At 41.2% G+C, this 12,090-nt stretch carries 12 protein-coding genes and 1 pseudogene; all 13 read left to right on the top strand.

Features of this window, described 5'->3' with window-relative positions:
- Window positions 1-17: 17 nt before the first annotated feature.
- Complete coding sequence (gene mutM, locus SP4011_RS07040; protein WP_338618494.1) at window positions 18-842, top strand: DNA-formamidopyrimidine glycosylase; 825 nt, start codon at window positions 18-20, stop codon at window positions 840-842.
- The gene (gene coaE, locus SP4011_RS07035) at window positions 842-1,447 is read left to right on the top strand and encodes a dephospho-CoA kinase (RefSeq protein WP_338618492.1); all 606 of its coding nucleotides are present in this window, start codon (window positions 842-844) and stop codon (window positions 1,445-1,447) included. The genes mutM and coaE overlap by 1 nt, the downstream gene beginning before the upstream one ends.
- Entirely contained in the window at window positions 1,434-2,633 is a 1,200-nt protein-coding gene (locus tag SP4011_RS07030; RefSeq protein ID WP_338618491.1) for a multidrug efflux MFS transporter, read from the top strand. Before coaE ends, SP4011_RS07030 begins: the two co-directional genes overlap by 14 nt.
- A complete protein-coding gene (gene rpmG, locus SP4011_RS07025) occupies window positions 2,633-2,782 on the top strand; it encodes a 50S ribosomal protein L33 (RefSeq protein ID WP_001809104.1) in 150 nt (49 codons plus the stop codon). Before SP4011_RS07030 ends, rpmG begins: the two co-directional genes overlap by 1 nt.
- Window positions 2,783-2,821: 39 nt before the next feature.
- Window positions 2,822-3,055 carry a preprotein translocase subunit SecG gene (gene secG / locus SP4011_RS07020; RefSeq protein ID WP_000282517.1) on the top strand — a complete coding sequence of 78 codons (234 nt, stop codon included), beginning with the start codon at window positions 2,822-2,824 and terminating at the stop codon, window positions 3,053-3,055.
- A 100-nt stretch (window positions 3,056-3,155) separates the two neighbouring features.
- Window positions 3,156-5,510, top strand: coding sequence for a ribonuclease R (gene rnr / locus SP4011_RS07015; RefSeq protein WP_338618486.1), 2,355 nt, complete (start codon window positions 3,156-3,158; stop codon window positions 5,508-5,510).
- A complete protein-coding gene (gene smpB / locus SP4011_RS07010) occupies window positions 5,473-5,940 on the top strand; it encodes an SsrA-binding protein SmpB (RefSeq protein ID WP_001051750.1) in 468 nt (155 codons plus the stop codon). The genes rnr and smpB overlap by 38 nt, the downstream gene beginning before the upstream one ends.
- A gap of 15 nt (window positions 5,941-5,955) precedes the next feature.
- Window positions 5,956-6,816 carry an SAM-dependent methyltransferase TehB gene (gene tehB / locus SP4011_RS07005; RefSeq protein WP_338618481.1) on the top strand — a complete coding sequence of 287 codons (861 nt, stop codon included), beginning with the start codon at window positions 5,956-5,958 and terminating at the stop codon, window positions 6,814-6,816.
- Window positions 6,817-6,888: 72 nt separating this feature from the next.
- Entirely contained in the window at window positions 6,889-7,842 is a 954-nt protein-coding gene (locus SP4011_RS07000) for a competence protein CoiA (RefSeq protein WP_338618480.1), read from the top strand.
- Between the two features lie 18 nt (window positions 7,843-7,860).
- Entirely contained in the window at window positions 7,861-9,663 is a 1,803-nt protein-coding gene (gene pepF, locus SP4011_RS06995) for an oligoendopeptidase F (RefSeq protein WP_338618478.1), read from the top strand.
- A 1-nt stretch (window position 9,664) separates the two neighbouring features.
- Window positions 9,665-10,378 carry an O-methyltransferase gene (locus SP4011_RS06990; protein ID WP_338618476.1) on the top strand — a complete coding sequence of 238 codons (714 nt, stop codon included), beginning with the start codon at window positions 9,665-9,667 and terminating at the stop codon, window positions 10,376-10,378.
- 66 nt (window positions 10,379-10,444) lie between these two features.
- A complete protein-coding gene (gene prsA / locus SP4011_RS06985) occupies window positions 10,445-11,386 on the top strand; it encodes a peptidylprolyl isomerase PrsA (protein ID WP_338618474.1) in 942 nt (313 codons plus the stop codon).
- A gap of 306 nt (window positions 11,387-11,692) precedes the next feature.
- Window positions 11,693-11,788 (top strand): annotated as a pseudogene (locus SP4011_RS06980) (IS630 family transposase); the annotation flags it as partial.
- Window positions 11,789-12,090: the final 302 nt, after the last annotated feature.

Below are 12,090 nucleotides of genomic sequence, written 5' to 3'. Positions count from 1 at the left end.
TTACAGAAGGAGGACGTATGCCTGAATTACCTGAGGTTGAAACCGTTCGTCGTGGCTTAGAAAAATTGATTTTGGGTAAGAAGATTTCGAGTGTAGAAATTCGCTATACCAAGATGATTAAGACGGATTTGGACGAGTTTCGAAAGGAAGTGCCTGGTCAGATTGTTGAGTCAATGGGACGTCGTGGCAAATATTTGCTGTTTTACCTGACAGACAAGGTCTTGATTTCCCATTTGCGGATGGAGGGCAAGTATTTTTACTATCCAGATCAGGTTCCTGAACGCAAGCATGCCCATATTTTCTTTCAGTTTGAGGACGGTGGCACGCTTGTTTATGAGGATGTACGCAAGTTTGGTACTATGGAACTCTTGGCTCCTGACCTTTTGGAAGCCTACTTTTTTTCTAAAAAACTAGGACCAGAACCAAGCGAACAAGACTTTGATTTGCAGGTCTTTCAAGTAGCTCTAGCTAACTCTAAAAAGCCTATCAAACCCCATCTTTTAGACCAGACTTTGGTAGCTGGACTTGGCAATATCTATGTGGATGAGGTTCTCTGGCGAGCTCAGATTCATCCAGCTAGACCTTCCCAGACTTTGACAGCAGAAGAAGCGACTGCCATTCATGACCAGACCATTGCTGTTTTGGGCCAGGCTGTTGAAAAAGGTGGTTCCACCATTCGGACCTATACCAATGCCTTTGGGGAAGATGGAACCATGCAGGATTTTCATCAGGTCTATGATAAGGCTGGTCAAGAATGTTCACGTTGTGCCACCATCATTGAGAAAATCCAACTAGGCGGACGAGGCACCCACTTTTGTCCAAACTGTCAAAGGAGGGACTGATGGGAAAAATCATCGGAATCACTGGGGGAATTGCCTCTGGTAAGTCAACTGTGACAAATTTTATAAGAAAGCAAGGATTTCAAGTAGTGGATGCCGACGCAGTCGTCCACCAACTACAGAAACCTGGTGGTCGTCTGTTTGAAGCTCTAGTCCAGCACTTTGGTCAAAAAATTATCTTAGAAAATGGAGAACTCAATCGCCCTCTCCTAGCTAGTCTCATCTTTTCAAATCCTGAAGAACGAGAATGGTCTAAGCAAATTCAAGGGGAGATTATCCGTGAGGAACTGGCTACTTTGAGAGACCAGTTGGCTCAGACAGAAGAGATTTTCTTCATGGATATTCCCCTACTTTTTGAGCAGGACTACGTCTCTTGGTTTGATGAGACTTGGTTGGTCTATGTGGACCGAGATGTCCAAGTAGAACGTCTAATGAAAAGGGACCACTTGTCCAAAGATGAAGCTGAGTCTCGTCTGGCAGCCCAGTGGCCTTTAGAAAAAAAGAAAGATTTGGCCAGCCATATTCTTGATAATAATGGCAATCAGAACCTGCTTCTTAATCAAGTGCATATCCTTCTTGAGGGAGGTAGGCAAGATGACAGAGATTAACTGGAAGGATAATCTGCGCATTGCCTGGTTTGGTAATTTTCTGACAGGAGCCAGTATTTCTTTGGTTGTACCTTTTATGCCCATCTTTGTGGAAAATCTAGGTGTAGGGAGTGAGCAAGTCGCTTTTTATGCAGGCTTAGCTATTTCTGTCTCTGCTATTTCCGCAGCGCTCTTTTCTCCTATCTGGGGCATCCTTGCTGACAAATACGGTCGAAAGCCCATGATGATTCGAGCTGGGCTTGCCATGACCATTACTATGGGAGGCTTAGCCTTTGTACCAAATATCTATTGGTTAATCTTTCTTCGTTTACTGAATGGTGTATTTGCGGGTTTTGTTCCCAATGCAACAGCCCTGATAGCCAGTCAGGTTCCCAAGGAGAAATCAGGCTCTGCCTTAGGTACTTTGTCTACAGGCGTAGTTGCAGGTACTCTAACGGGTCCCTTTATCGGTGGCTTTATTGCAGAATTATTTGGCATTCGTACTGTCTTTTTACTGGTTGGTAGCTTTCTATTTTTAGCTGCTGTTTTGACTATTTGCTTTATCAAGGAAGATTTTCAACCAGTAGCCAAGGAAAAGGTCATCCCAACCAAGGAATTATTTACATCAGTTAAATATCCCTATCTTTTGGTCAACCTCTTTCTGACCAGTTTTGTCATCCAATTTTCAGCTCAATCGATTGGCCCTATTTTGGCTCTTTATGTACGCGACTTAGGGCAGACAGAGAATCTTCTTTTTGTCTCTGGTTTGATTGTATCCAGTATGGGCTTTTCCAGTATGATGAGTGCAGGAGTCATGGGCAAGCTAGGTGATAAAGTGGGTAATCATCGCCTCTTAGTTGTAGCCCAGTTTTATTCAGTCATCATCTATCTCCTCTGTGCTAATGCCTCTAGCCCCCTTCAACTAGGACTCTATCGTTTCCTCTTTGGCTTGGGAACCGGTGCCTTGATTCCTGGAGTTAATGCCCTTCTCAGTAAGATGACACCCAAAGCCGGTATTTCGAGGGTCTTTGCCTTTAATCAGGTATTCTTTTATCTGGGAGGTGTCGTTGGGCCTATGGCAGGTTCTGCAGTAGCAGGTCAATTTGGCTACCATGCTGTCTTTTATGCGACAAGCCTTTGTGTTGCCTTTAGTTGTCTCTTTAACCTGATTCAATTTCGAACATTATTAAAAGTAAAGGAAATCTAGTGCGAGTAAAAATTAATCTCAAATGCTCCTCTTGTGGCAGTATCAATTACCTAACCAGTAAAAATTCAAAAACCCATCCAGACAAGATTGAGGTTTTAAAGTATTGTCCCAAGGAAAGAAAAGTAACCCTACATCTTGAATCTAAGTAGATTTTATGGTAAAATAATAGGGATTTTAAGGAGTTTGATATGTATAACCTATTATTAACCATTTTATTAGTATTATCTGTTGTGATTGTGATTGCGATTTTCATGCAACCAACTAAAAACCAATCCAGCAATGTGTTTGATGCCAGCTCAGGTGATTTGTTTGAACGCAGTAAAGCACGCGGTTTCGAAGCTGTAATGCAGCGTTTGACAGGGATTTTAGTCTTTTTCTGGCTAGCCATTGCCTTAGCATTGACGGTATTATCAAGTAGATAAGAAAATAATGGGCAGGACTAGGTCTTTGCCTCTTTTTATTTTTAAAGGATGTTTGAGAAGGTTTTACAGTAAAAGAAAATTAAAAATCTAGAAAGAAAATATGAAAGATAGAATAAAAGAATATTTGCAAGATAAGGGAAAGGTAACTGTCAATGACTTGGCTCAGGCTTTGGGAAAAGACGGTTCCAAGGATTTTCGTGAGTTGATTAAAACCTTGTCCTTAATGGAAAGAAAGCACCAGATTCGCTTTGAAGAAGATGGCAGTCTGACCTTGGAAGCCAAGAAAAAACATGAGATTACCCTCAAGGGGATTTTTCATGCCCATAAAAATGGCTTTGGCTTTGTTAGTCTGGAAGGTGAGGAGGACGACCTTTTTGTAGGAAAAAACGATGTCAACTATGCTATTGATGGTGATACCGTTGAGGTCGTCATCAAGAAAGTCGCTGACCGCAATAAGGGAACAGCAGCAGAAGCCAAAATTATCGATATCTTAGAACACAGCCTGACAACAGTTGTCGGCCAAATCGTTCTAGATCAGGAAAAGCCCAAGTATGCTGGCTACATCCGTTCGAAAAATCAGAAAATCAGTCAACCGATTTATGTTAAGAAACCAGCTCTAAAACTAGAAGGAACAGAAGTTCTCAAGGTCTTTATCGATAAATACCCAAGCAAGAAACATGATTTCTTTGTCGCGAGTGTCCTCGATGTGGTGGGGCATTCGACGGATGTCGGAATTGATGTCCTTGAGGTTTTGGAATCAATGGACATTGTCTCAGAATTTCCAGAAGCCGTTGTCAAGGAAGCAGAAAGTGTGCCGGATGCTCCGTCTCAAAAGGATATGGAAGGCCGTCTGGATCTAAGAGATGAGATTACCTTTACCATTGACGGTGCGGATGCCAAGGACTTGGACGATGCGGTGCATATCAAAGCATTGAAAAATGGCAATCTGGAACTTGGAGTTCACATCGCAGATGTTTCCTACTATGTGACCGAGGGGTCTGCCCTTGATAAGGAAGCCCTTAATCGTGCGACTTCTGTTTATGTGACAGACCGTGTGGTTCCAATGCTTCCAGAACGACTGTCAAATGGCATCTGCTCCCTCAATCCTCAAGTTGACCGTCTGACCCAGTCTGCCATTATGGAGATTGATAAACATGGTCGTGTGGTTAATTACACTATTACCCAAACTGTTATCAAGACAAGTTTCCGTATGACCTATAGTGATGTCAATGATATCCTAGCAGGTGACGAGGAGAAGAGACAAGAATATCAGAAAATTGTTCCTAGTATCGAACTTATGGCTAAGCTCCATGAAACTCTAGAAAACATGCGTGTGAAACGTGGTGCCCTCAATTTTGATACCAATGAGGCGAAGATTTTAGTAGATAAACAAGGAAAGCCTGTTGATATCGTTCTTCGTCAGCGTGGTGTTGCCGAGCGCATGATTGAATCATTTATGCTGATGGCAAATGAAACAGTTGCTGAGCATTTTAGCAAGCTGGATTTGCCTTTTATCTATCGGATTCACGAGGAGCCTAAGGCTGAAAAGGTTCAAAAGTTTATTGATTATGCTTCGAGTTTTGGCTTGCGCATTTATGGAACTGCCAGTGAGATTAGCCAGGAGGCTCTCCAAGACATCATGCGTGCTGTTGAGGGAGAACCTTATGCAGATGTATTGTCCATGATGCTTCTTCGCTCTATGCAGCAGGCTCGCTATTCTGAGCACAATCACGGCCACTATGGATTAGCGGCTGACTATTACACTCACTTTACTAGTCCGATTCGTCGTTATCCAGACCTTCTTGTTCACCGTATGATTCGGGATTACGACCGTTCTAAGGAAATAGCAGAGCATTTTGAGCAAGTGATTCCAGAGATTGCGACCCAGTCTTCCAACCGGGAGCGTCGTGCTATCGAGGCCGAGCGTGAAGTAGAAGCCATGAAAAAGGCTGAATACATGGAAGAATACGTGGGCGAAGAGTATGATGCTGTTGTATCAAGTATTGTCAAATTTGGTCTCTTTGTTGAATTGCCGAATACAGTTGAAGGATTGATTTACATCACAAATCTACCTGAATTTTATCATTTCAATGAGCGGGATTTGACTCTTCGTGGAGAAAAATCAGGTATCACTTTCCGAGTTGGTCAGCAGATTCGTATTCGGGTTGAAAGAGCGGATAAGATGACCGGTGAAATCGACTTCTCTTATATTCCAAGTGAGTTTGATGTGATTGAGAAGGGCTTGAAACAGTCTAGTCATAGTGACAGAGGGCGTGGTTCAAGTCGTCGTTCAGATAAGAAGGAAGATAAGAGAAAATCAGGACGCTCAAATGATAAGCGCAAGCATTCACAAAAAGACAAGAAGAAAAAAGGAAAGAAACCTTTTTACAAGGAAGTAGCTAAGAAAGGAGCCAAGCATGGCAAAGGGCGAGGGAAAGGTCGTCGCGCAAAATAAAAAGGCGCGCCACGACTATACAATCGTAGATACGCTAGAGGCAGGAATGGTCCTGACTGGAACTGAAATCAAGAGTGTGCGAGCTGCTCGAATCAATCTCAAGGATGGCTTTGCCCAAGTGAAAAATGGAGAAGTTTGGTTGAGCAATGTTCATATCGCTCCTTACGAAGAGGGTAATATCTGGAATCAAGAACCAGAACGCCGTCGCAAACTCTTACTCCATAAGAAGCAAATCCAAAAATTAGAACAAGAGACTAAAGGAACAGGAATGACGCTGGTTCCTCTTAAAGTCTATATTAAAGATGGTTATGCCAAGCTCCTTTTAGGTTTAGCTAAAGGGAAGCATGACTATGATAAACGGGAGTCTATTAAACGTCGTGAGCAAAACCGCGACATTGCGCGCGTGATGAAAGCTGTTAATCAGCGATAAAAAGAGGAAATGAAGATGGAAAAACTAGTTGCTTATAAACGTATGCCTTTGTGGACTAAAGAAACCATGCCAGAGGCTGTTCAGCAGAAACACAATACCAAGGTTGGGACTTGGGGCAAGATTACTGTTTTAAAAGGAACTCTCAAGTTTATTGAATTGACAGAGGATGGTGAGGTTCTAGCTGAACATCTCTTTGAAGCAGGGGCTGACAATCCAATGGCACAACCACAAGCTTGGCACCGAGTGGAGGCTGTAACAGACGATGTAGAATGGTATTTGGAATTTTATTGTAAACCTGCGGATTATTTCCCTAAGAAATACAATACCAATCCTGTTCATTCAGAGGTCCTAGAGGCTATGCAGACAGTAAAACCAGGGAAAGCCTTAGATTTGGGCTGTGGTCAAGGCCGCAATGCACTCTTTCTAGCCCAGCAAGGTTTTGATGTGACAGCTGTGGATCAAAATGAACTGGCTCTTGAAATCTTGCAAAGCATTGTGGAACAGGAAGACCTAGATATGCCTGTTGGTCTTTACGATATCAATTCAGCTAGCATTGGGCAAGCGTATGATTTTATCGTATCAACTGTTGTTTTGATGTTTTTACAAGCAGACTGCATTCCTGCAATTATCAAAAATATGCAGGAGCATACCACGGTCGGTGGTTATAATCTTATCGTTTGTGCTATGGATACGGAAGATTACCCTTGCTCTGTGAACTTCCCATTTACCTTTAAAGAAGGGGAATTGGCAGACTATTACAAGGACTGGGAATTGGTTAAGTACAATGAAAATCCAGGCCATTTGCACCGTCGTGACGAAAATGGCAATCGTATTCAACTACGCTTTGCGACCATGCTAGCTAAAAAAATTAAATAAACATGAATGAAGATTAGGAATTTTCCTGATCTTTTTTCTTTTTTTCGAATAATATAGAAAAGGAGGGAAATCATGTTTGTTGCGAGAGATACTAGGGGAGAATTGGTAAATGTGTTAGAGGATAAGCTTGAGAAGCAAGCCTACACTTGCCCAGCTTGTGGAGGTCAGCTCCGTTTGCGTCAAGGACCAAGTGTCCGGACCCATTTTGCCCACAAAACCTTAAAAGACTGTGATTTTTCCTCTGAAAATGAAAGTCCAGAACATCTGGCAAATAAAGAATCCCTTTATCACTGGTTGAAAACAGAGGCTGAGGTACAATTAGAATACCCTCTTCCAGAGCTTAAACAGATTGCGGATGTATTTGTAAATGGCAATCTAGCTTTAGAGGTTCAGTGTAGTCCCTTGCCTCAAAAAGTTCTTAAAGAGCGTAGTGAGGGTTATCGTAGTGAGGGTTACCAAGTACTGTGGTTGCTGGGTCAAAAACTTTGGCTCAAGGAGCGTTTGACCCGTCTGCAAGAAGGTTTTCTTTATTTCAGTCAAAATATGGGCTTTTATGTTTGGGAAGTAGACAAGGAAAAACAAGTTTTAAGACTCAAATACCTGATTCACCAAGACCTCCGTGGTAAACTCTATTATCAGATTAAGGAATTTCCCTATGGTCAAGCTAGTCTACTGGAGATATTACGTTTTCCCTATAAGAAACAAAAAATATCTTATTTTACAGTTTCTCAGGATAAGGACATCTGTCGCTATATCCGGCAACAACTCTATTATCAAAATCCTATTTGGATGAAAGAACAAGCAGAAGCCTACCAGAAGGGGGAAAATCTCCTGACTTACGGGCTAAAAGAATGGTATCCACAAATTCGACCATTAGTAGGTAATTTTTGCCAAATTGAGAAAGATTTGACTCGCTATTATCAGTATTTTCAAACCTATTATCAAGAAAATCCTCAAAATGATTGGCAAAAGCTCTATCCACCAGCCTTTTATCAGCAATATTTCTTAAAAAATATGGTAGAATAGAAAGGATGGAGGAATCTAATGGTATTACAAAGACATGAAATAAATGAAAAAGATACATGGGATCTATCAACGATCTACCCAACTGACCAGGCTTGGGAAGAAGCCTTAAAAGATTTAACAGAACAATTGGAGACAGTAGCCCAGTATGAAGGCCATCTCTTGAATAGTGCGGATAGCCTACTCGAAATTACTGAATTTTCTCTTGAAATGGAACGCCAAATGGAGAAGCTTTACGTTTATGCTCATATGAAGAATGACCAAGACACACGTGAAGCCAAGTACCAAGAGTACTATGCCAAGGCCATGACTCTCTACAGTCAGCTAGACCAAGCCTTTTCATTCTATGAGCCTGAATTTATGGATATTAGCGAAAAGCAGTATGCTGACTTTTTAGAGGCTCAACCAAAGCTGCAGGTTTATCAACACTATTTTGACAAGCTCTTGCAAAGCAAGGATCACGTTCTATCACAACGCGAAGAAGAATTATTGGCTGGAGCTGGAGAAATCTTTGGTTCGGCAAGTGAAACCTTCGCTATCTTGGATAATGCGGATATTGTTTTTCCTTATGTTCTTGACGATGATGGTAAGGAAGTTCAGCTCTCTCATGGTATTTACACACGTTTGATGGAGTCTAAAAATCGTGAGGTTCGCCGTGGTGCCTATCAAGCCCTTTATGCGACTTATGAGCAATTCCAACACACTTATGCCAAAACCTTGCAAACCAATGTTAAGGTTCAAAACTATCGTGCCAAAGTTCGCAACTACAAGAGTGCTCGTCATGCAGCTCTAGCGGCGAATTTTGTTGCAGAGAGTGTTTATGACAATTTGGTAGCAGCAGTTCGCAAGCATTTGCCACTCTTGCATCGTTACCTTGAGCTTCGTTCAAAGATTTTGGGGATTTCAGACCTCAAGATGTACGATGTCTATACACCACTTTCATCTGTTGAATACAGTTTTACCTACCAAGAAGCCTTGAAAAAGGCAGAAGATGCTTTGTCAGTCTTGGGTGAGGATTACTTGAGCCGTGTTAAACGTGCCTTCAGCGAGCGTTGGATTGATGTTTACGAAAATCAAGGCAAGCGTTCAGGGGCTTACTCTGGTGGTTCTTACGATACCAATGCCTTTATGCTCCTTAACTGGCAGGACAATCTTGACAGTCTCTTTACTCTTGTTCATGAGACAGGCCACAGCATGCATTCTAGCTATACTCGCGAGACTCAGCCTTATGTTTATGGAGATTACTCTATCTTCTTGGCTGAGATTGCATCAACTACCAATGAAAATATCTTGACGGAGAAATTATTGGAAGAAGTGGAAGACGACGCAACGCGCTTTGCTATTCTCAATAACTTCCTAGATGGTTTCCGTGGAACAGTTTTCCGCCAAACTCAATTTGCCGAGTTTGAACACGCCATTCACCAAGCAGACCAAAATGGGGAAGTTTTGACAAGCGATTTCCTAAATAAACTCTACGCAGACTTGAACCAAGAGTATTATGGTTTGAGTAAGGAAGACAATCCTGAAATCCAATACGAGTGGGCACGCATTCCACACTTCTACTATAACTACTATGTGTATCAATATTCAACTGGATTTGCAGCAGCCTCAGCCCTGGCTGAAAAGATTGTCCATGGTAGTCAAGAAGACCGTGACCGCTATATCGATTATCTCAAGGCAGGTAAATCTGACTACCCACTCAATGTCATGAGAAAAGCTGGTGTTGATATGGAGAAGGAAGACTACCTCAACGATGCCTTTGCAGTCTTTGAACGCCGTTTAAATGAGTTTGAAGCCCTTGTTGAAAAATTGGGATTGGCATAAGATGGTTGAATCGTATAGTAAAAATGCCAACCATAACATGCGTCGCCCTGTCGTCAAGGAAGAAATTGTGGACTTGATGCGTCAGCGTCAAAAGCAAGTCACAGGATCTTTGAAAGGATTGGAAGATTTTGCCCGTAAGGAAAATATTCCCATTATCCCCCATGAAACGGTTGCTTATTTCCGTTTTCTTATGGAAACCATGCAACCTAAAAACATTCTGGAAATTGGGACGGCTATCGGTTTTTCTGCCCTCTTGATGGCAGAACATGCGCCAAAGGCCAAGATTACAACTATTGATCGCAATCCAGAAATGATTGGTTTTGCCAAGGAAAATTTTGCCCAGTTTGATAGTCGCAAGCAAATCACGCTTTTAGAAGGAGATGCGGTAGACGTCTTATCTACACTGACAGAATCCTATGATTTCGTCTTTATGGATTCTGCCAAGTCTAAATACATCGTCTTTCTGCCAGAAATCCTCAAACATTTGGAAGTTGGAGGTGTGGTTGTCTTGGATGATATTTTCCAAGGTGGTGATGTTGCCAAGGACATTATGGAAGTTCGTCGTGGCCAGCGAACCATTTATCGAGGACTTCAAAGACTATTTGATGCAACCTTAGACAATCCAGGACTCACCGCAACACTAGTACCTCTGGGTGACGGCATTCTCATGCTTCGTAAAAATGTAGCAGATGTTCAATTGCCTGACAGCGAATAATTTTCAGAAAAATTTAAGAAAATATAGTAAAATAGATAGAGTAACACTTATCTCAAAGGAGTAGACATGAAGAAAAAACTATTGGCAGGTGCCATTACACTATTATCAGTAGCAACTTTAGCAGCTTGTTCGAAAGGTTCAGAAGGGGCAGACCTTATCAGCATGAAAGGGGATGTCATCACAGAACATCAATTTTATGAGCAAGTGAAAAGCAACCCTTCAGCCCAACAAGTCTTGTTAAATATGACCATCCAAAAAGTTTTTGAAAAACAATATGGCTCAGAGCTTGATGATAAAGAGGTTGATGATACTATTGCCGAAGAAGAAAAACAATATGGAGAAAACTACCAACGTGTCTTGTCACAAGCAGGCATGACTCTTGAAACACGTAAAGCTCAAATTCGTACAAGTAAATTGGTTGAGTTGGCAGTTAAGAAGGCAGCAGAAGCTGAATTGACAGATGATGCTTACAAGAAGGCCTTTGACGAATACACTCCAGATGTAACGGCGCAAATCATCCGTCTTGATAATGAAGATAAGGCCAAAGAAGTTCTCGAAAAAGCCAAGGCAGAAGGTGCTGATTTTGCTCAATTAGCCAAAGATAACTCAACTGATGAGAAAACTAAAGCAAATGGTGGAGAAATTACCTTTGATTCTGCTTCAACGGAAGTACCTGAGCAAGTCAAGAAAGCCGCTTTCGCTTTAGATGTAAATGGCATTTCTGATGTGATTACAGCAACTGGCACACAAGCCTACAGTAGCCAATATTACATTGTAAAACTCATTAAGAAAACAGAAAAATCATCTAATATTGATGACTACAAAGAAAAATTAAAAACTGTTATCTTGACTCAAAAACAAAATGATTCAACATTTGTTCAAAGCATTATCGGAAAAGAATTGCAAGCAGCCAATATCAAGGTTAAGGACCAAGCCTTCCAAAATATTTTTACCCAATATATCGGTGGCGGAGATTCAAGCTCAAGCAGTAGTGCATCAAAAGAATAGTCCAAATCAATAAGTCAGGGAAAAAACTCGACTTCAGGAAAAAATGAAGTAAATCTTCCCACAATAAAACGCATAGTACAAGGTTTTCAATACCTGATATTATGCGTTTTTTGATTTTAAAGACTTTTTGACTAGCCTCATTTTTTAACTTAATACTCAGTGAAAAGCAAAGATTAAACTAGGAAGCTAGCTGTAGGCTTCTCAAAGAACAGCTTTGAGGTTGCAGACAAAACTTATGAGGTCACCAACATATATAATGTAAAGCTGACGTGGTTTGAATAGATTTTAGAAGAGTATTAGTTGGAAGTTTTAATGGATAATGCAAGATTCCATAGAATGGGTAAGCTAGAGTTCTTATGTGAAGAGTTTGGACATAAAATTTTACCTCTTCCTCCCTACTCATCTTATACTCAATGAAAATCAAAGAGCAAACTAGGAAACTAGCCGCAGGTTGTACTTGAGTACGGCAAGGCGACGTTGACGCGGTTTGAAGAGATTTTCGAAGAGTATTAGTATAGAAAAGTGAATCTGAACTAGTACATCACTGCTTCTAAAAAATTCTTATAAATTGATTTAAATTCTCAAATCACATTATTCAGTTCTTATTTCATTTTGCTCTACAATCCTGTTGAGAAGACACGTGTTCATATCAAAAAGGTATTGGCAAGTTGCAATACCTTTTTACGAGGCTCTTTTGTCTTATT

The sequence above is a fragment of the Streptococcus parapneumoniae genome (assembly GCF_037076355.1).
GTDB lineage: Bacteria > Bacillota > Bacilli > Lactobacillales > Streptococcaceae > Streptococcus > Streptococcus parapneumoniae.
Note: the sequence above shows the minus strand (reverse complement) of the source record. Positions and strands in the feature narration are given on the sequence as shown.